The sequence below is a fragment of the Lysobacter yangpyeongensis genome, from assembly GCF_042655745.1.
Classification (GTDB): Bacteria; Pseudomonadota; Gammaproteobacteria; order Xanthomonadales; family Xanthomonadaceae; genus Agrilutibacter; species Agrilutibacter yangpyeongensis.
This window is the reverse complement of record NZ_JBHSNM010000003.1, coordinates 113,308-135,495: the sequence shown is the minus strand read 5'-3', so window position 1 is coordinate 135,495 and position 22,188 is coordinate 113,308. Positions and strand designations below refer to the sequence as shown.

The window sequence follows — 22,188 nt, the reverse complement described above, 5'->3', positions numbered from 1 at the left end:
CCCCAATCCCGGCACCATCAGATCTCCACCTGCGCGCCCAGCTCCACCAGCCGGTTGCCCGGGATGCGGAAGAAGCCCGTCGCCGGTGCCGCGTTGCGGTGCATGACCGCGAACAGCTTGTCGCGCCACACCGGCATGCCGCGGTGGCGGCTGGCGACGACGGTTTCGCGGCTGGCGAAGTACGTCGTTTCCATCGGATCGAAATGGATGCCGCCCAGGTCGCAGCTGCGCATCAGCGCCAGCGGCACGTCGGGGGTTTCCATGAAGCCGAACTTGATGACCACACGATAGAAGTCCTCGCCGCCGATCGAATCGATCTTCAGGCGCTTCTCCTTCGGCGCGTAGGGCACGTTGAGCGTTTCCACCGTGAGGAAGACGTTGCGTTCGTGCAGCACCTTGTTGTGCTTGAGGTTGTGCAGCAACGCGTGCGGCACCACGCCGGTCTGCGCGGTCATGAACACCGCCGTGCCCGGCACGCGCACCGGCGGCGCAAGCATCAGGCCGGGCAGGAAGGTGTCGATCTGGATGCCTTCCTTGCGGATCTCGGCGTGCAGCAGTTCGCGTCCGCGACGCCAGGTGCGCAGCACGGTGAACACCAGCAGGCCCAGCACCACCGGGAACCAGGCGCCGTCGAGGAACTTGGAGCCGTTGGCGATCAGGAACGCCACTTCGACGATCGCGAACAACAGGCACATCGGCAGCACCCAGGCCCGAGCCCGCGGCCAGGTGCTGCGCGCGACCAGCGCAAGCAGCAGCGTGTCGATCAGCATCGTGCCGGACACCGACACGCCGTAGGCCGAGGCCAGCGCGGTGGAGGTGCGGAACGTCAGCACCAGCGCGATCACCGCGATCATCAGCGTCCAGTTGATGCCCGGCACGTAGATCTGGCCGATGGTTTCCTTCGAGGTGTGCTTGATCAGCATGCGCGGGATGTAGCCCAGCTGCATCGCCTGCCGCGCCACCGAATAGGCGCCGGTGATGACCGCCTGCGAGGCGATCACCGCCGCCGCGGTGGCCAGCGCGATCATCGGGAAGCGCGCCCATTCCGGCACGGCGATGTAGAAGGGATTGCGCGCGGCGGCCGGATCTTCCAGCACCAACGAGCCCTGGCCGAAGTAGTTCAGCATCAACGCCGGCAGCACGAACCAGTACCACGCATGCCGGATCGGCCGCGCGCCGAAGTGGCCCATGTCGGCATACAGCGCCTCGCCGCCGGTCACCGCGAGCACCACGGCGCCGAGGATGAAGATGCCGTGCCACCCGTGCTCCATGAAGAAGCGCATCGCCCAGACCGGGTTGAGCGCATGGAAGACTTCGGGGTTGTGGCCGATGTTCCAGATGCCGATCGCGGCCAGCGACAGGAACCACACCACCATCACCGGCCCGAACACCTTGCCCACGCGCTCGGTGCCGAAACGCTGCGAGCAGAACAGCAGCACCAGCACGGCCAGCGTCATCGGCACGATCCACATGTGCAGTTGCGGCGCCGCGACTTCCAGGCCCTCGATGGCCGACAGCGTGGTGATCGCCGGGGTGATCACGCCATCGCCGAAGAACAGCGACGCGCCGAAGATGCCGAGGATGCCGACTGCATAGGCCGAGCGCGAGCCCTTGGCGAGGGTGCGCTGCGCCAGCGCCATCAGCGCCATGATCCCGCCCTCGCCTTCGTTGTCGGCGCGCATGATGATGGTGACGTACTTGGACGTCACCACGATCATCAGCGCCCAGAAGATCAGCGACAGGATGCCGAGCACCGTCGCGTGATCCGGTGTCAGGCCGTAGTGCGGAATGAAGGCTTCCTTGATCGTGTACAGCGGGCTGGTGCCGATGTCGCCGAAGACGACGCCGATGGCACCGACGATCAGGCCGAACAGGCCCACGTTGCCATGGCCGTTGTGGCCGTGCGCGTGGGAATTGGTGTTGCTCGTGACGGCCATGGGCCTTCCCTGTTCTGAAGACGCGGTGCGGCGGCGTCAGCGGAGCGCGGACTTTAGCGCTTTGCGGATGATGGTGGCAGCGTCGTCGCCGGCCGCCGTGGCGGCCGCGGCCATGCGCGCGGCCTCGGCCGGCTTGTAGCCGAGCTGCTGCAGGGCGACCACCGCCTCGGACTGAGGATCGGCCGGGGCACCGGACAGGTTCAGGGTCGCGCCGGCGCCCGCGAGGTCGGCGGCGCGGTCGCGCAGTTCCACGACCATGCGCTCGGCGGTCTTCTTGCCGATGCCGGGAATGCGCGTCAGCGCGGTGACATCGCCGGCCTGCACCAAACGCGCGAATTCGTCCACGCTGACGCCGGAGAGCACGGCGAGCGCGATCTTCGCGCCGATGCCGCTGACCTTCTGCACGTCGCGGAACAGCCGGCGTTCGCCTTCGCGCAGGAAGCCGTACAGCGAAACGCTGTCCTCCTTCTGCGCGTAATGGGTGAACAGCGATACCTCGCGACCGAGTTCGGGCAGGTCGTAGAACGTGCTCATCGGCGCTTCGAGCTCGTAGCCGACGCCGTTGACGTCGACCACCAGCCACGGCGGCTGCTTGTGCACCAACGTACCCTTCAAGCGTCCGATCATCGCGGCGACTCCATGGATCGCAGGTCACGAAGCCGTCCATGGCGCAACGTCATGGACTGCCCTGCCATCCATGTCCGGGCGCTCACCGACGTGCGAGCCAGTGGCTCGCAAGCATGTCGCTTCGCCCACGGCAGCTGCCTGTACACGAGGATGCCTTTCAGGCGACCGATCATTTGCGTCCCCAAGCCTGTTTCGTGGTCACACCCAGCCGCTGCGCGGTCGAGCGCACGTGCGCGTGCGTGATGGCGACCGCGAGCGCGTCGGCCGCGTCGGCCTGCAGCTTGCCCTGCAGGTTCAGCATCACGCCGACCATGTGCTGGATCTGCACCTTGTCCGCACCGCCCTGCCCGACCACGGCCAGCTTGATTTCCTTGGCGGCATATTCGTGCACGGGCAGATCGCGCATCACCGCGGCGCACAGGGCCGCGCCGCGCGCGTGCCCGAGCTTCAGCGCGGCATCGGCACTCTTGCCCATGAAGACCTTTTCGATCGCGACCTCGTCCGGCCGGTAGGTTTCGATGATGTCGGCCAGTCCGTCGAGCAGCCGCTTGAGGCGCTGCGGGAATTCGCCCTCGCCCAGCAGCACGAGCGGAGCATGGAAAACGTAACGCGGACGCCCCGTCGCATCGGCGTCGACGATGCCGACGCCGGTGCGTTGCGAGCCGGGGTCAATACCCAGAATGCGGGTCACGAGCGACCTGCTCCGCCGACAGCGAACGCCGACCGCCGTGAGCGCAGTGCGCGAAGCGCGCGGAGACGAAGGGTTCCCAGGATTCGGGTCACGTCGACAGCTTACGCCGGTCAGGCGTAGGCATCCTCGCCCAGGTCGGCATTCGAATAGACGTTCTGCACGTCGTCCATGTCTTCCAGCCAGCGCAGCATCTTCACGACCTGCTGCGCGGCCTCGCCGCTGACGGCGACGTCGTTGTCGGCGCGCATCGTGACTTCGGCGAGGTCGGGCGCCAGGCCGGCCGCTTCCATCGCCGCCTTCACTTCGTTGAAGGATTCGGGCGAGGTGATGACGTCGATCGCACCGTCTTCGGGATAGACGACGATATCGTCCGCGCCGGCTTCGATCGCCGCTTCGGTGATCTTTTCCTCGTTCGCGCCCGGCGCATACGAGAGCACGCCGAGCTTCTTGAACATGAAGGACACCGAGCCGTCGGTGCCGAGGTTGCCGCCGAACTTGCCGAAGGCATGGCGCACGTCGGCGACGGTGCGGACCTTGTTGTCGGTGAGGCAGTCGACGATCACCGCGACGCCGCCCGGCGCGTAGCCTTCGTAGCGGATTTCCTCGTAGGTCACGCCTTCCAGTTCGCCGGTGGCCTTCTTGATCGCGCGCTCGATCACGTCCTTGGACATGTTGACCGACAGCGCCTTGTCCACGGCCGAACGCAGGCGCGGATTGCCGGACGGATCGCCGCCGCCGGCGCGTGCCGCGACGCTGATCTCGCGAATGATCTTGGTGAAGATCTTGCCGCGCTGCGCGTCGACCGCGTTCTTGCGGGCCTCGATGGAAGGGCCTCTACCCATGGATGTTCCGTGCGTAACCTGTGACGAAGGCGGAATTTTACCCCGCCCCGGCGCCGGCGGGCGGACAGCCCCGGGCCCTGCCGGAACGGATCAGAGGAAGCGGCCTTCGCGGAAGAACGCGATGGCAAGCCGGGCCGCTTCGGGCGAAAACAGCATGCCGCTGTGGCTGGCGCGGATGACGGCGTGGTCGGCCATGCCCGGCAGGCGGGTTTCGGCGACGGCGACGGAACCGTCGTGCTCGTCGCGGAAACCGCCGAAGACATGCCCCAGACCATGCGGCAGCGTGCCGGCGATCGAGCCGAGCTCGCCCGGCCCCGGCCACCGCTCGAAGCCGCGCTCGAGCAGGTCCGCGGCCTGCCCCAGCATCGCCGCGGCCCAGGGCCGCTGGCGCATGCCGTGCGCCGCGCCGCTGCCGCGCAGGGGTGAACCCAGGCACACCACGCGTTCGACCGGAATCTGCGGTTGCCCGCGCAACGCCTCCAGTGTCACCAGCCCGCCCAGGCTGTGCGCCAGCACGTGCGCCGGGCCGGCAGACAGCATCTCGCGCAGACGTCCGACGGCTTCCTCTGGTCCGCGCGTCACGCCGTGGTAGCTGAAGGTTTCGCAGGCGAATCCCGCTTCGCGCAGGCGGGCCGCCATCCAGGCCATGACGGTGGCGGGCATCCAGATGCCGTGGATGAGGACGACGCGTGGTGACATGCGAAAAAGGCGCTTTGGGGTGCGGCCTTTTTACCCGCGCGGAATGCGCCGGTACATGAATTCGCGGTCGCGCTGCTGACCGACGATGAATTCGTATTCCCCCGCCTTCTCGAAGCCGTAGCGCGCATAGAAGCGCTGCGCGCCGTAGTTCTCCGACCACACGCTGATCCACAGCGTGCGCGGCCCGTCGCGTTCCAGCCACGCCAGCGCTTCCTCGAACAGTCGCGCGCCGACGCCGCCGCCCTGCGCGCGCCCGGTCACGTACAGGCGCTTGAGTTCGCCGTCTCCGGGCCGCGCGTCTTCATGCGGCAGGCCGCAAGGTCCGGCCAGGGCATAGCCGATCGGCTCGCCGTCCGCCTCGGCCAGCCACAGCGCGTAGAGCGGGCTGGCCAGCAGCTTCTCGTACGCGGACACCGCGTGCGACTCGTCGATGAAGGCCTGCAGGTCCTGCGACGAATACAGGTGCCCGAACGCGTCGGTGAACGTGCGCGCGCCCAGCTCCGCCAGCACGGCTGCGTCGAAGGGCGTGGCGCGGCGCACGAGCATCGCTCAGTTGTCCTCTTCTTCGTCTTCGTCCTCTTCGTCGGACTCCTCGTCCTCCTCGTCGGACTCTTCCTCGTCCTCTTCGTACTCGTAGTCGTCCTCGCCGAAATCCTCGCCGTCCCAGCGGCCTTCGCCGTCCGGAACGAAGGCCAGCGTCATCGCCGCCGGCGCGGTGCCGACGCGCACCAGCCACCCGCCGAACACGCGGGCGCGTTCGGTCACCAGGTTGGCGTCGCTGCCTTCATTGGCGAGTTTTTCCCACTGCAGGGCGAATGCGGGTTCGGTCATTGTCTTGAATTCCCGTTGCTGTTTCTGGATGTTCATGGGCGGGGAACCCGGAACGAGGCGGTACCACCGTTCCGTGTTCCCGCAGGATCATTCCCGGCTTTCCGCCTTCGGCCGCACCTGCACGTGCACTTCCGCCAGCTGCGCATCCGGCACCGGCGAGGGTGCGCCGGTCATCAGGCACTGCGCGGTGGTGGTCTTGGGGAAGGCGATCACGTCGCGGATCGAGTCGGTGCCGGCCATCAGCGCGGCGATGCGGTCGATGCCGAAGGCAATGCCGCCGTGCGGGGGCGCGCCGTACTTCAACGCGTCGAGCAGGAAGCCGAACTTGCCTTCCGCCTCTTCCGCGCCGATGCCGAGCAGCTCGAACACCGCCGACTGCATCTGCGAATTGTGGATGCGGATCGAACCGCCGCCGATCTCGTTGCCGTTGAGCACCATGTCGTAGCCGCGCGACACCGCGGTCTTCGCATTCGCGCGCAGATCCTCGATCGAATCCACGGCAGGCGCGGTGAAGGGATGATGCAGGGCGACGTAGCGCTTTTCCTCGTCGTCCCACTCGAACATCGGGAAATCGGTGACCCACAGCGGACGCCAGCCGTCGGCGACGAGATTGAAGTCCTTGCCGGCCTTCAGGCGCACGGCGCCCATGAAGTCGCTGACCTTGTTGTAGGCGCCCGCACCGAAGAACACGATGTCGCCATTGCCGGCGCCGACGTGCCTGAGCAGCGCGGCGAAGGCGTCTTCGGCGAAGAACTTGGCGACCGGCGAATTCACCGCGCCGTTCTCGTCGATCTTCGCGTAGGCGAGGCCCTTGGCGCCGAACTTCGCGGCGTGCGCGGCGTACTCGTCGATCTGCTTGCGCGACAGCGCGGCACCGCCGGGGATGCGCAGCGCAGCCACGCGGCCATCGGGATCGTTGGCCGCCGCGGTGAACACGGCGAACTCGCACCCCTTCACCAGCTCGGCGACGTCGGTGAGTTCCAGCGCGATGCGCAGGTCCGGCTTGTCCGAACCGTAGCGGCGCATGGCTTCGGCCCAGGTCATGCGCGGGAACGTCGCGTCGAGTTCGACATCCATCACTTCGCGGAACACCGCGCGGATCATGTCCTCGACGGTGTCCTGCACGTCGCGCTCGGTGACCCACGCGAATTCCATGTCGAGCTGGGTGAATTCGAGCTGGCGGTCGGCGCGCAACGCCTCGTCGCGGAAGCAGCGCGCGATCTGGTAGTAGCGGTCGAAGCCCGCCATCATCAGGATCTGCTTGAACAGCTGCGGCGACTGCGGCAGCGCGTAGAACTCGCCCGGGTGCATGCGCGCCGGCACGAGGAAGTCGCGCGCGCCTTCCGGCGTCGCCTTGGTCAGGATCGGGGTCTCGATGTCCTGGAAGCCGCGCTCGTCGAGGTAGCGGCGCAGCGCCTGCACGAGCCTGATGCGGGTACGCATCTTGCGCTGCATGTCCGGGGTGCGCAGGTCGAGGTAGCGGTATTTGAGGCGGATGTCCTCGCCCGGGTTCTCGTGCGCGTGGAACGGCAGCGGCTCGGCCTTGTTGAGCAGCTCGATCTGCGTGGCGACGACTTCGACCTGGCCGGTGCGGATCTTCGCGTTGACCGACTCGCGCCGGCGCACGACGCCTGTGATGCGCAGGCAGTCCTCGTAGCCCACGTGAGCGGCGGCTGACAGCACTTCGGCATTGCCCGCAACATTGGCGGCGGGTTCAGCGACGACCTGCACGATGCCCTCATGGTCGCGAAGGTCGATGAAGCAAAGGCCGCCGAGGTTGCGGGCAACATCGGCCCAGCCGCACAGGGTCACGGTCTGGCCGATCAGGGCCTCGTCGACGAGGCCGCAGAAGTGGGTACGCATGGAAACTCCGGGAAATACGCGCGATCCGGCCACGGCATGGAGCAGGCGCCGCAGGAGCGGCGGTCCCGTGGGCGGGGAAGACGGCATTTTAACGGCAGTGGCGCATTACTGGCTGCCGGCCTGGCATCGTGCGGACGCTGCGGCGGGCGTTCCGCCGCGTGTTGCAGACAGCCGGTTCAACCATCCGGCGCAACCAACGACAAGGGGAAAGTCATGAAGGCTTTGCTGAAGTCGCTGCTGGCGGCGTTCTGCCTGCTGGCCCTCTCCACGCCGACCCTCGCCCAGGTTTCGTCCCGGGCCTATGCCCCCGAACAGCTGCGAGGCCTGTCGCGCGAGGACCAGGCCCGGGTCATCCGCCTCGAATACCGCGAGCAGTCGGGCGGCCGGGAGATCGCCGACGACCAGCTGCGGTTCTACCTGGACCAGGTGAACCGCTCCAACTGGGGCTTCAGCGACATCAAGCGCGACATCGCGCAGTCGCTGGCCGGCGTCGGTGGCCCCGGCCCCTGGCCCGGCAACGGCCAGGCCATCCGTTGCGAAAGCACCGACAACCGCACGCGCGCCTGCCGGACGCCGTGGAGCGGACCTTCCCGCCTGAGCCGCCAGCTTTCCGACACCCGCTGCGAGGAAGGCCGCAACTGGCAGTCGCGCGAGGGCGAGGTGACCGTGTGGAACGGCTGCCGCGCCGAATTCACGCAGGGCTGGGGCGACGCCGGCCAAGGCGGCACGATCCGCTGCGAAAGCGCCAATAACCGCGTCGCCAACTGCGACACGCCCTGGCGTGGGCGCTCGCAGCTGGTACGCCAGCTCTCCGATACCCGTTGCCGCGAAGGCCAGAACTGGAGCAGCGGCCAGGGCCGGGTGAACGTCTGGGCGGGCTGCCGGGGCGAGTTCGCCCGCGGTGGCAACTGGAGCGGCGGCGGCAGCGGCTACACCGTGACCTGCGCCAGCGAAAACGGCCGCTACACGACCTGCAACTGGCCGCCCGGCCATGGCCGGCCGCGCATGGTCCAGCAGCTGTCCTCGCAATCGTGCATCGAGGGCCGCACCTGGGGCATGGCGGGCAGCAACCGGATCTGGGTCAACGGCGGCTGTCGCGCCCGCTTCGGCGACTGATCCGGGCATCCCGGAAAACACGAACGGCGGCTCGCGCAGGCGGGCCGCCGTTGCTTTGCGACTCCCGCTCGGATCAGGCGGACTTCGCTTCGGGCTTGGCCGGCTCGGACTTCTTCTCCACAGGCTTGTCCGCCTTGGTTTCCGTCGATTTGGCTTCGCCGGCCGTTGCACCCGCGCCGTCGCCGGCGAGATTGCGCTTCCTGTCGCCGTCCTTCTTGAAGTCGGTTTCGTACCAGCCGCCGCCGGCGAGGCGGAACTGCGGCGCGGTGAGCTGGCGGCGGACGCTGCCCTCGTTGCACGCGGGGCAGCTGGCCGGATCCGGATCGGAGAGTTTCTGCAGGCGGTCGAAGCTGTGGCCGCAGGCGGCGCACTCGAAGGCGTAGATCGGCATGGCGGTACGGGTACGGCGGCAGGTCGGGTTCGGATTGTAGGCGGGGAATCCCGCGGGCCGAATGTGGGGCCGGACGCCGGCACCTCAAGTCCGCAGGGGCCTCGCCCGGCTCAGGCGACGTCGTACAGGGCCAGCAGCGCCTCTTCGGCAGTCGCCAGTTCCTGGCTGAGCGCGTCGCGGCGGCGCGAGAGCTCCGCCGCATTGGTGCCACCGTCGGCATAGACGTCCGGATCAGCGAGATCCATGTCGATCGCGTGCAGCTTCGACTCCAGCTCGGCCACGCGGGCTTCGGCCTGGGCGAGCTTGTGCGGATTGGCCGCCTTCTTCTTCGGCGCGGGTGCCGCCACGGCGGGAGCCGGCTCGGCCTTGGCCGGTGCCTTCGGCTTCGCGTCGCCGGCCTCGCGCGTGCGCAGCCACACCGCGTAGGCGTCGAGGTCGCCGTCGAACGGCTGCGCCACACCATCGGCCACGCGCCAGAAGGTGTCGCAGACCAGGCCGATCAGATGGCGATCGTGCGAGACCAGCACGATCGCGCCGTCGAAGTCGCTGAGCGCTTCGGCCAGCGCCTCGCGCATGTCGAGGTCGAGGTGGTTGGTGGGTTCGTCGAGCAGCAGCACGTTCGGCTGGCGCCACGCGATCAGCGCCAGCGCCAGGCGCGCGCGTTCGCCACCGGAGAAGCCGTCGACCGATTCGAAGGCGCGGTCGCCGGGGAAATTCCACTTGCCGAGGAAGTCGCGCAGCTGCTGCGTCGGCACGCCCGGGGCGATGTCGCCGAGGTGGTCGATCGGGCTGCGGCCTTCGTGCAGGGATTCCACCGTGTGCTGGGCGAAGTAGCCGATGCGCAGGTCCGGATGGCCGCCGCGTTCGCCGTCGAGCAGCGGGATCTCGCCGACCAGCGTCTTCACCAGCGTCGACTTGCCGGCGCCGTTGGGTCCGAGCAGCGCGACGCGGTCGCCGGCTTCGAGGATGAAGCTCACCTGCTCCAGCACCTTGTGTTCGCCGTAGCCGCAGTCGGCATGCACCAGGCGCAGCAGCGCGTGCGGCAGTTTCGCCGGCGCGGGGAAATCGATGCGCAGCGAACGCTCGATCCGCACCGCTTCGGTGCCGGCGAGCTTGGCCAGGCGCTTCATGCGACTCTGCGCCTGCTTCGCCTTGGAGGCCTTGGCCTTGAAGCGGTCGATGAAGCCCTGCAGGTGCGCGCGTTCGGCCTGTTCCTTCTCGAAGGCGATCTGCTGTTGACGAAGTTGTTCCGCGCGCTGGCGCTCGAACGCGGTGTAGTCGCCGGTGTAGAGCTTCGCCTTGCCGTCGTGCAGGTGCAGGGTGTGCGTGGACACGCCGTCCAGGAATTCGCGGTCGTGCGAGATCAGCAGCAGCGTGCCCGGGTATTTCAGCAGCCACTGTTCGAGCCAGAGCACCGCGTCGAGGTCGAGGTGGTTGGTCGGTTCGTCGAGCAGCAGCAGGTCCGAGGGCGTCATCAGCGCGCGGGCGAGGTTGAGGCGCACGCGCCAGCCGCCGGAGAACTCCTTCACCGCGCGTTCGTGCGTGTCGGGCGTGAAGCCCAGCCCGTGCAGCAGCTTGCCGGCGCGCGCAGTGGCGTCGTAGCCGCCCAGTTCTTCGAGCTTGTGGTGTGCCTCGGCGACGGCTTCCCAATCCTCGCGCGCCATCGCGGCGCGCTCGGCCTGCAACACCGCGTGCACCGCCGCATCGCCCGACAGCACGAAATCGAGGGCCGCATCGTCCAGTGCCGGCGTTTCCTGCGCGACGCTGGCGATGCGCACGCGCGCGGGCACGTCGATGTCGCCGCGATCTGCTTCCACCTCGCCCTGGATCGCCGCGAACAGCGAGGACTTGCCGGTGCCATTGCGCCCGATCACGCCCACGCGCCAGCCGGCGTGCAGGGCGAGGTCGACGTTGGACAAAAGGAGGCGTTCGCCCCGGCGCAGGGCGAAATCACGGAAGGCGATCATGGGCTGTATTGTACGGGGACGGGTGAGGCTGCCGGCACGTCAGGGCTTCACGGCACATGGCACGGCTGCGCCGCGCGTCCCTCATCCGCCTTCCGGGCACCTTCTCCCCGCCACGCGCGGAGAAGCCCGTGCCGCGGCACCCTCGCTCCCAGCGGACTTCAAGCGGACTGAATGCACCACACCTCACTCATCGCCATCCTCGTCGCCGGCTTCGGCCTGGCCTTCATCTTTGGCGCTATCGCCCAGCGCCTGCGCCTCTCGCCCCTGGTGGGCTACCTGGTGGCCGGCATCTTCGCCGGTCCGTTCACGCCCGGCTTCGTCGGCGACCAGACCCTCGCGCCGCAGCTGGCCGAGATCGGCGTGATCCTGCTGATGTTCGGCGTCGGCCTGCACTTCTCGCTGCGCGATCTGCTCGACGTGAAATCGATCGCCGTGCCCGGGGCGATCACGCAGATCGTGTTCGTCTCGCTGCTGGGCTGGGGCCTGGCGCGCTGGTTCGGCTGGAGCGACGGCGCCGGCCTGGTGTTCGGCCTGGCGCTGTCGGTCGCCAGTACGGTCGTGGTGCTGCGCGCGCTCGAGGAGCGCCGCCTGCTCGAGAGCGGCCGTGGCCGCATCGCGGTCGGCTGGCTGATCGTCGAGGACCTGGTGATGGTGCTCGTGCTGGTGCTGCTGCCGGCCATGGTCGGCATGCTCAAGGGCGACGGCGGCGGCCATGTCGACGTGCTCGGGACACTGTTCAAGACCCTGCTCAAGGTCGGCGCCTTCATCGCGGTGATGCTGCTGGTCGGACGGCGCGTGGTGCCGTGGATCCTCGAACGCGTCGCCGGCACCGGCTCGCGCGAGCTGTTCACGCTGAGCGTGCTCGCGATCGCGCTGGGGGTGGCCTTCGGCTCGGCGGAACTGTTCGGCGTGTCCTTCGCGCTGGGCGCGTTCTTCGCCGGCCTGCTGCTCAACGAATCCGAATTCAGCCACCAGGCCGCGAACGAAACCCTGCCGCTGCGCGATGCCTTCGCGGTGCTGTTCTTCGTCTCCGTCGGCATGCTGTTCAACCCCTCGATCCTGCTCGATCGCCCGCTGCAGGTGCTGGCGACCTTCGCGGTCATCGTGGTCGGCAACGGCATCGCCGCCTGGACGGTGGCGCGGTTGCTGGGCAAGAACGCTGCGACCTCGCTGCTGCTCGCGATCGCGCTTTCGCAGATCGGCGAGTTCTCCTTCATCCTCGCCGGCCTGGGCGTGCAGCTGGACGTGTTGCCGAAGGTGGGACAGGACCTGATCCTCGCCGGCGCGCTGATGTCGATCACCTTCAACCCGGTGATCATGGCCTGGGTGGACAGTCGCAACGCCGCGGAGGAGCGCCGCACGCGCGAGAAGCTCGACCGGGAAGTGCACGTGCCGTCCGGCATCCACGACCACGTGCTGCTGGTGGGCTACGGCCGCGTCGGCCGCGAACTCGCGCGCGTGCTGCACGAGCACCACGTGCCGCTGGTGGTGATCGACGGCGAGTCGCACCTGATCGAACGTGCCCGCGCCGATGGCCTGCCGGCGATCCGCGGCAACGCCGTCAATGCCAACGTGCTGCGCGAAGCCGCACCGGAACGCGCGCACATGGCGCTGCTGGCCATCCCCAACGCGCTGGAAGCCGGCGAGATCATCGCCTCGCTGCGCAAGGTGAATCCGACCTTGAGCATCGTCGCCCGCGGCCACAGCGACACCGAGGTCAAGCACCTGCTGGACCACGGCGCCGACGCCGCGGTGATGGCCGAACGCGAACTCGCCCACAGCTTCGCCGAGATGGTGATGGCCACGCCGCCGTACCGCGGCGGACGCCACCTGCCACCCGCGACGACCTGACACGCCGGAGTCGGACATGACTGAAGAAGCCGCGCACGCAGCCAGCTTGACCCCGGTCGACGCCCGCATCCTCGGTTCGCTGATCGAGAAGGAAGCGACGACGCCGGACGCGTATCCGCTCACGCTCAACGCGATAGTCGTCGCCTGCAACCAGAAGACCGCACGCGAACCGACCATGGAGCTGGAAGCGGACGAAGTCGCGCAGGCCCTGCGCCAGCTGGAGCCCAGGGGCTGGGTGAAATCGCAGCATTCGGCGCGCGCGCAGCGCTATTCGCACCGCGTCGAACGCGTTCTGGAACTGACGCAGCCGCAGTGCGCCGTGCTCGCGCTGCTGATGCTGCGCGGCCCGCAGACCGCGCACGAGTTGCTGGTCCGCAGCGAGCGTATGGCGAAATTCGATTCCGCCGACGACGTGGTGCATGCCCTCGAACGTCTCGCCGCGCGCGGCCTCGCCACCGTGCTGCCGCGCCAGAGCGGCCAGCGCGGCGACCGTTACGCGCATCTGCTGTGCGGCGCGCCGGATCCCGCCGCTCTTTCCGCGGCCCCGGCATCGGCGCCGGCCGGCGGACTGGCCGAACGCGTCGCCGACCTCGAAGCGCGCGTCGCCGCGCTCGAGGCGAGGCTGGCCCGACTGGATGGCGCCGATCCCGACGCCTGATTCCGGAAATCGCGCGCCGTTCGACGGGAACGGCGCGCGCGAGGTTCACTCCACCGGCCGGTAGCGCACGCTGAGCAACCAGGTGCGACCGGGCTGGTTGTAGAACGCGGCCGTTTCGTAGCGCTTGTCGAACACGTTGTCGGCGTTGACCTGCACCGTCCATGCCGGCGTCAGCGCGTAGCCGATGCGCAGGTCGGTGGTGGCATAGCCGCCCATGCGGCGCAGGTTGGCCGGATCGTCGTAGCGCGGGCCCTGCGCGGACACGCTGGCGCCGACATTGAACGCGCCGAAACGGCGATCGGCATCGAGGCGCGCGGAACGGCGCGCGCGACGCGGCAGGACGTTGTCGATGTCGGCGCCGGCATCATCGCGCGGGTCCAGCCACGTCGCCGTGCCGTGCAGGTTCCATCCGGCCAGCGTGGTTTCGCCGCCGAGTTCGACGCCGCGGATGCGTGCGCGGTCGATGTTGGCGGCGCCGCCGAACGGCAGGCCCGGTCGCGGCGTCGGGTCATAGCCGATCAGGTCGTCGACGCGCGTCTGGAACGCGTTGACCGACCAGCTGCCCCACGCGTGCTGGCCACGCAGGCCCAGCTCGGCGCTGCGCGAAGTTTCCGGATCGAGGTCGGGATTGCCGAAGAACGGGAAATACAACTCGTTGAAGCTCGGCGCCTTGTACGCGGTGCCGTAGCTCGCGGTGAAGCGCAGCGTGTCGGTGAGATCCCAGCCCCACAGCGCGGCGCCGGTGGTCTTCCCGCCGAACTGGTCGTCATCGTCGCGACGCACGTTCAGCTGCAGCGACTGCGCGCCGAACGTCTGCTGCCACTGGCCGAACGCGGCACGGTCGACCCGCTGCGTGACCGGATAACCCGCATCGCTGTCGACGCGATCGCGCATCCAGTCGAATCCCACGGTGAACAGGCCGGCACCGGTGGCGATGTCCGCCTGCAGCGCGCCCTGGCGGCGATGCGTGTCGAAGTAGCCCACCGCATTGGCGTCCTTGAAGTCGTCGCTGAGATCGGCGCTGGCACCGGCGTCGAAGGTCAGCGTGAGCGCCTTTACCGGCCGGTAGCGCACGCGCGCGTGGGCGACCTGCTCGACGACGCTGGAACGGTTCTGGAAGTCGCCGTCGTACTCGTTGCGGCCCTCGGCGCGCAGGATCCGCGCTTCGGCTTCCCACTGCTCGTTGAAGGTGTACCCGCCCTGCGCCGACAGCGAGGTGTTGCGATAGGCGTCCTTGTCTGGCTCGACGGTGAAGCAGCCGGCGAAGACGGGGAAGCCCGCGCCGCGGCACGAATCGATGCCCTCGGTGCGCTCGTGCGCAGCATTCACCGAATACCAGCCGTTCGCGCCACGTCCGCCCACGCCCGCGGCGAGGCGCGCGGTGTCATGGCTGCCGACAGCGATGCTGAAGTTCGGCGAGAACGCGCCGCGCGGACGTCGGGTGAAGATCTGGATCACGCCGCCCAGGGCTTCGGAGCCGTACAGGCTCGAATACGGTCCGCGCACGATCTCGATGCGCTCGATCTGGTCGACCGGAATGTCCTGCAGCGCCGCCTTGCCCGCGGTGGCCGAGCCGATCTTGATGCCGTCGACCAGCACGATGGTGTGGTCGGATTCGGTGCCGCGCAGGAACAGCGAGCTTTCCTTGCCCATGCCGCCGTTGTTGCTGATCGACAGCCCCGCCTGCCCGCGCAGCAGATCCGGCAGCGATGCCGGCTGCAGGCGATCGATCTCCTCGCGGGTGATGACGCTGACGGACGCCAGCGTGGCGTCCTGCGTCTGCGCGGTGCGCGAGGCGGTGACGATCACGTCGTCGACGTCGGTGGCCTGGACGGAGCCGTCCGCAGCGAGCGCCGGCATGGATGCACCGGCCACGAGCGCGCACAGAAGGCCGGCCGCCAGCGGCGAGCGGCGGAAGGAACGGAAATCGGGGGACTGCATGGAAAACTCCTTGGGACGCGCCTGCCCGCGCGTGTTGTCGGACGTGATGTCGGGAGACAGGCGGAAGGAGTGCGAGACGCCACGCGCAAACGTGGCCCCGCGACATCGCCCACCGCATGTCGGGTCAAGCCAGTGGCCGGTCTCCGGGCTCGTGCGCGGACGCTAGCTCGCGTCCGGGAGCGGCGCCTTCCCGTGCTTTGCGCACAGTGGCATTCGCCGATCCCGAGCCATCCTGGCCCAACACTTACCGTTGCGGGGGCAGCTCCGGAATTGCTCGCCGCATCGACCAGACGCGGGGCGCACCGGATTCCCGTTTCAACCCGCCGGCCACGGCCGTGGGTCACCTCAGGCGGCGCGCAGTCTAGCAGCCCCCACCGGCGGCGGCATGCCGATTCGGCATGAGGACTTATCATGGCTGCGCGTGGCGCGATGCCTCGCCCAATCAACAGATACCGGGGAAACCAAGGACATGAAGCTCATTTTCAAGAGCGCATTGGCTGCGCTCTGCCTGACCGTATGCCAGCTCGCCACCGCCCAGGACGCCGCCGCCCCCGTAGCCGCGCCCGTCACCGTGCCTGCCGGCATGGGCACGCTGGTCGTCGACGTCAACCAGTTCACCAGCGAAAAGGAATTGCCCAAGAAGGTGAACAAGCAGCTCGCCAATGGCGGCCTGGAATGGGGCATCAAGGACAACCAGATCGTGTTCACGATGGTCGGCAAGCAGTTCCTCGACTTCCCCATCAACCACATGACCCGCTACGGCCAGAACGAAAGCCTGCAACTGCCCGCGGGCGAATACCGCATCACCGGCATCGGCCTGGAAGCGGTCGTCGGCTTCAGCGTGCAGAAGATCCTCGACAAGGGCGCCTACGTGAACGAGAACGTCATGACGTTCACGATCGAGCCCGGCAAGACCACCACGCTCAACATCAAGCCGGTGATCTACAAGGACAACGCCATCGTCACCTGGTACATGCCGACCCTGGTCGGCACCACCCGCTCCGAGGCCGGCACGTCGACGGAAGTGCAGATCAACACGCGCACCGACGCTTCGATCGCCTGGCCGCAGTACAACGGGCCGCTGAAGTTCGTCGCCAAGTAAGCGCGTCGTCCACGCAGAACCGCAGCGGCCCGGAATTTCCGGGCCGTTGTCGTTTCCGCTTCCAACGCGGGTCAACGATACCGCTGGCGATCACGCGCGCGAGGTCCGTAGCCCGGGTAAGCGCAGCGCACCCGGGGCGCCCCCACGATGGCGACGTCCGGCGCATCGACGCCTCGGCCCCGGACGATTCGACCGCGCGCTCAGCCTTTCCGGAACACCAGCTGCCCGCCCGCGGCATCGACCTGCACGGTGTCGCCCGTGTTGAATTCGCCGGCCAGGATCCGCTGCGCCAGCGGATTCTCCAGCTGCTGCTGCACCGCGCGCTTGAGCGGACGCGCGCCGTAGACCGGATCGAAGCCGACATTGCCCAGCAGCGCGAGTGCGTCGTCGGACAGCGACAGCTTCAGACCGCGCTCCGCCAGCCGCTTCTCCAGCCCACGCAACTGGATGCGCGCGATCTCGCGGATCTGCGCCTTGTCGAGCGGGTGGAACACGACGATGTCGTCCAGGCGGTTGATGAACTCCGGTCGGAAGTGCGCCTGCACCACGCCCATCACCGCGGCCTTCATCTGCGTGTAGGCCGAGGCCGCGGATGACTTGTCATCCGCGTCCAGCACGCTGTCGCCCGCCATGTCCTGGATCATCTGCGAGCCGAGATTGCTCGTCATGATGATCACGGTGTTGCGGAAGTCGACCGTGCGGCCCTGGCCGTCGGTCAGCCGGCCGTCGTCGAGCACCTGCAGCAGGATGTTGAACACGTCCGGATGCGCCTTCTCCACCTCGTCGAGCAGGATCACGCTGTACGGACGGCGCCGCACCGCCTCGGTCAGGTAACCGCCCTCTTCGTAACCGACATAGCCCGGGGGCGCGCCGACCAGGCGGCTCACCGCGTGCTTCTCCATGAACTCGCTCATGTCGATGCGCACCATCGCATCGCTGCTGTCGAACAGGAATTCGGCCAGCGCCTTGCTCAGTTCGGTCTTGCCCACACCGGTGGGGCCGAGGAACAGGAACGAACCCGACGGACGATTGGGATCGCTCAGGCCCGCGCGCGAACGCCGCACCGCATCGGACACGACCTTGATCGCCTCGTCCTGGCCGACCACGCGCGCGTGCAGCGCATCCTCCATCTTCAACAGCTTCTCGCGCTCGCCTTCGAGCATCTTGCTGACCGGGATGCCGGTCCAGCGCGACACCACTTCGGCGATCTCTTCCGCGGTGACCTTGTCCTGCAGCAGCGAGAAGCCCTTGGTTTCCGCTTCCTGCGCAGCATGCAGCTGCTTTTCCAGCTCGGGAATGCGGCCGTACTGGATCTCGCTCATCTTCGCGAAATCCTGCTTGCGCTGCGCCGCCTCGAGTTCGAGCTTGGCCGCTTCGATCTGTTCCTTGATCTTCGTCGCGCCCTGCAGCGTGGCCTTCTCGGCCTTCCACACTTCCTCGAGATCGTTGAATTCGCGCTCGAGCCTGGCGATCTCGGTTTCGAGATCGGCCAGGCGCTGCCTGGAGGCCTCGTCCTTTTCCTTCTTCAGCGCTTCGCGCTGGATCTTGAGCTGGATCAGGCGGCGCTCCTTGCGATCGAGTTCCTCCGGCTTGGAATCGATCTCCATGCGGATGCGCGAGGCCGCTTCGTCCATCAGGTCGATGGCCTTGTCGGGCAGCTGCCGGTCGGCGATGTAGCGATGCGAGAGCGTGGCCGCGGCGACGATCGCCGGGTCGGTGATCTCCACGCCATGGTGCACGGCGTACTTCTCCTTGAGGCCGCGCAGGATGGCGATGGTGTCCTCGACGCTGGGCTCGCCGACGAAGACCTTCTGGAAGCGACGCTCCAGCGCGGCGTCCTTCTCCACGTACTTGCGGTATTCGTCGAGCGTGGTCGCGCCGATGCAGTGCAGTTCGCCGCGGGCGAGCGCGGGCTTGAGCATGTTGCCGGCATCCATCGCGCCCTCGGCCTTGCCGGCGCCGACCATGGTGTGCAGCTCGTCGATGAAGAGGATCACCTGGCCCTCGTTCTTGGCCAGGTCGTTGAGCACGGCCTTCAGCCGTTCCTCGAATTCGCCGCGGAACTTGGCGCCGGCGATCAGCGCGCCCATGTCGAGCGAGAGCACGCGCTTGCCGCGCAGGCCCTCGGGCACCTCGCCGTTGACGATGCGCTGGGCAAGACCCTCGACAATCGCGGTCTTGCCGACGCCGGGCTCGCCGATCAGCACGGGATTGTTCTTCGTGCGCCGCTGCAGCACCTGCACGGTGCGGCGGATCTCCTCGTCGCGACCGATCACCGGATCGAGCTTGCCGCTCTCGGCGCGCGCGGTGAGGTCGATGGTGTACTTGTCGAGTGCCTGGCGCTGGTCCTCGGCGTTCTCGGACTGAACGGTCTCGCCGCCGCGCACCTTCTCGATCGCGGCTTCGAGTTTCTGCTTCGTCGCGCCGGCGGCCTTCAGCGCACGGCCGACGTCGCCGCTGTCGTCGAGCGCGGCCAGCACGAACAGCTCGGTGGCGATGAAGGCATCGCCGCGCTGCTGCGCGAACTTGTCGGTGACGTTGAGCAGGCGCGCCAGGTCGTTGCCGACGCTGACGTTGCCGGCCTGGCCGGTGACCTTGGGCAGCTTCTCCAGCGCTTCGCCCAGGCGCTCGCGCAGCAGGGGCACGTTGACGCCGGCCTGGGACAGCAGGGGGCGCGTGCTGCCGCCCTGCTGCTCGAGCAGCGCGGTCATCAGGTGCACGGGTTCGATGACGCTGTGGTCGCGACCGACGGCAAGCGACTGCGCGTCGCTCAGGGCCTGCTGGAAGCGCGAAGTGAGCTTGTCCATCCGCATGGGAAACCTCGGGGAACTCAGGGGCGGCCCGGTGGCCGCAATGTCCCGGAAATGCGGTCGCCGCGCGTCCTTTCAAGCACCAATCCGCGGCCCATCCACCTGACGCTTACATATTGGCCATCACAATGGCGTGCATGAGCGCAGACCCCAATCGCCTGCCGCCCCCACCGTTGCCCCAGGCCGGGTGGGCTCTGTTCTTCGATGTCGACGGCACCTTGCTGGACTTCGCGCACACGCCCGAAGGCGTGCACGTGCCCGGCGATCTCGTCGACGACCTGCAACGCCTGCACGAGGCCCTCGACGGCGCGCTGGCACTGGTCAGCGGCCGTCGCATCGAGGATCTCGACGCGCTGTTCGCGCCGCTGCAGCTGCCCGCGATCGGCCTTCACGGCCTGCAACGGCGCGGTCCGCCCGGTGCAGGCCACGCGCCCCCGCACGAGCTGGCCACCGTCCTCGCCGCGGCGCGCGACCTCGTCGCCAAGTACCCCGGCGCGCTGGTGGAAGACAAGGGCATCACCATCGCGCTGCACTGGCGCAATGCGCCCGTGGCGGAGGAACCGCTGCACGAATTCGCCAATTCGGCGCTGATCGACCTGCCGGGTTACGGCCTGCAGCTGGGACGCGACGTGATCGAACTTCGCCCAGACGGCCACGACAAGGGCGATGCGATCGCCGCGCTGCTCGACACCGGCAGCTTCCACGGGCGCCTCCCGGTCTTCATCGGCGACGATTTCACCGACGAACACGGCTTCGACGAAGTCAACGCGCGCCACGGCATCAGCGTGCTGGTGGGCGCGCGCGCCGGCAGCGCGGCGACCCATGCGCTGCACGACCCCGCTGCGGTGCGCGCGTGGCTGCGCGAAGCCGCGTTCGCGTTGGCGGGCGAAGCGGCGGTGACCTGATCACGGCCGGAGCGGCCCACGGCGAAAGGATCCCTGCGCATGTCCACGCTCGACCTCGGCATCATCGGCAACGGCAGCGTCGCCGCACTCGTGGACGCCAGCGCGCGCATCGTCTGGGGCTGCGTGCCGGCGTTCGACGGCGATCCGGCGTTCTGCGCCCTGCTCTCGCCGACCGGCAGCGACGGCGGCGACTTCACCATCGACCTGCAGGACTGCGTCGCGAGCGAGCAGCACTACATTCCCAACACCGCAGTGCTGCGCACCGTGCTGCGCGACGGCAACGGCGGCGCGGTGGAAGTCACCGACTTCGCGCCGCGCTGGCGTCACCACGACCGCTTCTTCCGGCCGATCATGCTGATGCGCCGCGTGCGTCCGCTCTCCGGCAGCCCGCGCATCCGCGTGCTGCTGCGACCACTGGCCGACTACGGCGCGCGCATTCCCGAGATCACCTGGGGCAGCAACCACGTGCGCTTCCTGCTGTCCGGCTACACGTTGCGCCTCACCAGCGACGTGCCGGTACGCATGGTCCGCGACGCGCTGCCGTTCGTGCTCGATCGCGACATGCACCTGGTGCTCGGTCCCGACGAAACCCTCACCCAGCCGGTGGGTCCGTACGTGCGCCTGGCCGAGGAGCGCACGATCGACTACTGGCGCGAATGGACCCGCTACCTGTCGATCCCGCTGGAATGGCAGGAAGCGGTGATCCGCAGCGCGATCACGCTGAAGCTGTGCCAGTACGAGGACACCGGCGCGATAGTCGCGGCGATCACCACCTCCATCCCCGAAGCGCCGCACACCGTGCGCAACTGGGACTACCGCTACTGCTGGCTGCGCGATGCGGCCTTCGTCGTGCGCGCGCTCAACCGCCTGGGCGCGACGCGAACGATGGAGGATTACCTGCGCTATCTGTCGAACCTCGCCACGTTCGAGTCCGGCGCGCTGCAACCGCTGTACGGCATCGGCTTCGAAAGCGAACTCACCGAGGAGGAGGTGCCCTCCCTTGCCGGCTACCGCGGCATGGGGCCGGTGCGGCGCGGCAACCTGGCCTGGCTGCAGAAGCAGCACGACGTCTACGGCAGCGTCGTGCTGGCCTCCACGCAGTTGTTCTTCGACCAGCGCCTCAACCGGCCCGGCGACGCCACCCACTTCGCGCGTCTGGAACCGATCGGCGAGCGCGCGTTCGAGTTCTACGAACAGCCCGATGCCGGCCTGTGGGAGTTCCGCGGCCGCGCCGAAACGCACACCTATTCGTCGGTCATGTGCTGGGCCGCGTGCGACCGCCTCGCCAGGATCGCCCTGCACCTGCACCTGCCCGAGCGTGCCGCCTTCTGGCGCGCGCGCGCCGAACAGATGCACGCGCGCATCATGGCCGCCGCCGTCGATCCCGAACGCGGGCATTTCGTCGATGTGTTCGGCGGCCACCGTCTCGACGCCTCGCTGCTGCTGCTCGCCGACCTGGGCTTCGTCGCCGCGGACGATCCGCGCTTCATCGCCACCGTCGAGGCCATCGGTCGCGAGCTCAAGCGCGGCGATGCACTGTTCCGCTACACCGCGCCGGACGATTTCGGCGTGCCGGAAACCAGCTTCACCATCTGCACCTTCTGGTACATCGATGCGCTGGCGGCCATCGATCGCAAGGATGAGGCGCGCGAGATCTTCGAACGCCTGCTGGCACGCCGCAATCCACTCGGCCTGCTGTCCGAGGACCTGGGCTTCGATGGCGAGGCGTGGGGAAATTTTCCGCAAACCTATTCGCATGTCGGCCTGATCATCGCGGCGATGCGCCTGTCGCGACCCTGGCGCGACGCGGTGTGATGCCTGCCGTTCCACCTTCGCGAAGCCCGCCCGACGATGTCGACGCGCTGCGCACGTGCGCAGCGCGAAGCACCGCACATGCGCGCATCGCTTGCATGCGTGAACTTGTCTTCGCACCGCAATCGTGTTTTCCTGAAAACAT

The 22,188-nt window shown here is 68.2% G+C and carries 18 protein-coding genes and 1 riboswitch; of the genes, 6 read left to right on the top strand and 12 right to left on the bottom strand.

Annotation, left to right across the window (positions count from 1 at the left end):
- Window positions 1–17: 17 nt before the first annotated feature.
- The 8 genes from ACFPN1_RS10910 to aspS all read right to left on the bottom strand — a co-directional run bounded on the left by ACFPN1_RS10910 (window position 18) and on the right by aspS (window position 7,490).
- Window positions 18–1,937, bottom strand: coding sequence for a potassium transporter Kup (locus ACFPN1_RS10910; protein WP_386755000.1), 1,920 nt, complete (start codon window positions 1,935–1,937; stop codon window positions 18–20).
- A 36-nt stretch (window positions 1,938–1,973) separates the two neighbouring features.
- Entirely contained in the window at window positions 1,974–2,564 is a 591-nt protein-coding gene (ruvA, locus tag ACFPN1_RS10905; protein WP_386754999.1) for a Holliday junction branch migration protein RuvA, read from the bottom strand.
- Between the two features lie 169 nt (window positions 2,565–2,733).
- Entirely contained in the window at window positions 2,734–3,255 is a 522-nt protein-coding gene (ruvC, locus tag ACFPN1_RS10900; RefSeq protein ID WP_386754997.1) for a crossover junction endodeoxyribonuclease RuvC, read from the bottom strand.
- 110 nt (window positions 3,256–3,365) lie between these two features.
- On the bottom strand, window positions 3,366–4,097 hold the full coding sequence (locus ACFPN1_RS10895; protein WP_386754996.1) for a YebC/PmpR family DNA-binding transcriptional regulator: 732 nt from the start codon (window positions 4,095–4,097) through the stop codon (window positions 3,366–3,368).
- Window positions 4,098–4,187: 90 nt separating this feature from the next.
- A complete protein-coding gene (locus ACFPN1_RS10890; RefSeq protein WP_386754995.1) occupies window positions 4,188–4,796 on the bottom strand; it encodes an esterase/lipase family protein in 609 nt (202 codons plus the stop codon).
- Between the two features lie 30 nt (window positions 4,797–4,826).
- Complete coding sequence (locus tag ACFPN1_RS10885; protein WP_386754994.1) at window positions 4,827–5,342, bottom strand: GNAT family N-acetyltransferase; 516 nt, start codon at window positions 5,340–5,342, stop codon at window positions 4,827–4,829.
- Window positions 5,343–5,345: 3 nt separating this feature from the next.
- On the bottom strand, window positions 5,346–5,627 hold the full coding sequence (locus ACFPN1_RS10880) for a DNA primase (RefSeq protein ID WP_386755253.1): 282 nt from the start codon (window positions 5,625–5,627) through the stop codon (window positions 5,346–5,348).
- A gap of 87 nt (window positions 5,628–5,714) precedes the next feature.
- Window positions 5,715–7,490 carry an aspartate--tRNA ligase gene (gene aspS, locus ACFPN1_RS10875; protein WP_386754993.1) on the bottom strand — a complete coding sequence of 592 codons (1,776 nt, stop codon included), beginning with the start codon at window positions 7,488–7,490 and terminating at the stop codon, window positions 5,715–5,717.
- A 213-nt stretch (window positions 7,491–7,703) separates the two neighbouring features.
- Between aspS and ACFPN1_RS10870 the strand changes: the two genes are divergently transcribed.
- Complete coding sequence (locus tag ACFPN1_RS10870) at window positions 7,704–8,606, top strand: DUF3011 domain-containing protein (RefSeq protein ID WP_386754992.1); 903 nt, start codon at window positions 7,704–7,706, stop codon at window positions 8,604–8,606.
- Window positions 8,607–8,679: 73 nt separating this feature from the next.
- Here the strand turns inward: ACFPN1_RS10870 and ACFPN1_RS10865 are convergent, their stop codons facing one another.
- Together ACFPN1_RS10865 and ACFPN1_RS10860 are read right to left on the bottom strand one after the other, a co-directional pair.
- Complete coding sequence (locus ACFPN1_RS10865) at window positions 8,680–8,997, bottom strand: FmdB family zinc ribbon protein (RefSeq protein WP_386754991.1); 318 nt, start codon at window positions 8,995–8,997, stop codon at window positions 8,680–8,682.
- Window positions 8,998–9,107: 110 nt separating this feature from the next.
- Window positions 9,108–10,964, bottom strand: a complete 1,857-nt coding sequence (locus tag ACFPN1_RS10860; RefSeq protein WP_386754990.1) for an ABC-F family ATP-binding cassette domain-containing protein — start codon at window positions 10,962–10,964, stop codon at window positions 9,108–9,110.
- A gap of 171 nt (window positions 10,965–11,135) precedes the next feature.
- Between ACFPN1_RS10860 and ybaL the strand changes: the two genes are divergently transcribed.
- Together ybaL and ACFPN1_RS10850 are read left to right on the top strand one after the other, a co-directional pair.
- Complete coding sequence (gene ybaL / locus ACFPN1_RS10855) at window positions 11,136–12,815, top strand: YbaL family putative K(+) efflux transporter (RefSeq protein ID WP_386754989.1); 1,680 nt, start codon at window positions 11,136–11,138, stop codon at window positions 12,813–12,815.
- Window positions 12,816–12,831: 16 nt separating this feature from the next.
- Window positions 12,832–13,473 (top strand): YceH family protein, encoded by a 642-nt coding sequence (locus ACFPN1_RS10850; protein ID WP_386754988.1) that lies wholly within the window; start codon window positions 12,832–12,834, stop codon window positions 13,471–13,473.
- A 45-nt stretch (window positions 13,474–13,518) separates the two neighbouring features.
- On the opposite strand, the gene btuB is transcribed toward ACFPN1_RS10850, so the two are convergent.
- On the bottom strand, window positions 13,519–15,414 hold the full coding sequence (gene btuB / locus ACFPN1_RS10845; RefSeq protein ID WP_386754987.1) for a TonB-dependent vitamin B12 receptor: 1,896 nt from the start codon (window positions 15,412–15,414) through the stop codon (window positions 13,519–13,521).
- A 117-nt stretch (window positions 15,415–15,531) separates the two neighbouring features.
- A riboswitch (cobalamin riboswitch) is annotated at window positions 15,532–15,777 on the bottom strand.
- A 106-nt stretch (window positions 15,778–15,883) separates the two neighbouring features.
- Between btuB and ACFPN1_RS10840 the strand changes: the two genes are divergently transcribed.
- Window positions 15,884–16,516 (top strand): hypothetical protein, encoded by a 633-nt coding sequence (locus ACFPN1_RS10840; protein WP_386754985.1) that lies wholly within the window; start codon window positions 15,884–15,886, stop codon window positions 16,514–16,516.
- A 200-nt stretch (window positions 16,517–16,716) separates the two neighbouring features.
- Here ACFPN1_RS10840 and clpB read toward each other — a convergent pair whose 3' ends face one another.
- Entirely contained in the window at window positions 16,717–19,329 is a 2,613-nt protein-coding gene (gene clpB / locus ACFPN1_RS10835) for an ATP-dependent chaperone ClpB (RefSeq protein ID WP_386754984.1), read from the bottom strand.
- Window positions 19,330–19,463: 134 nt separating this feature from the next.
- Between clpB and otsB the strand changes: the two genes are divergently transcribed.
- Window positions 19,464–20,231: a trehalose-phosphatase gene (gene otsB, locus ACFPN1_RS10830; protein WP_386754983.1), complete on the top strand. Its 768-nt coding sequence runs from the start codon at window positions 19,464–19,466 to the stop codon at window positions 20,229–20,231.
- Between the two features lie 39 nt (window positions 20,232–20,270).
- On the top strand, window positions 20,271–22,046 hold the full coding sequence (locus tag ACFPN1_RS10825; protein WP_386754982.1) for a glycoside hydrolase family 15 protein: 1,776 nt from the start codon (window positions 20,271–20,273) through the stop codon (window positions 22,044–22,046).
- Window positions 22,047–22,188: the final 142 nt, after the last annotated feature.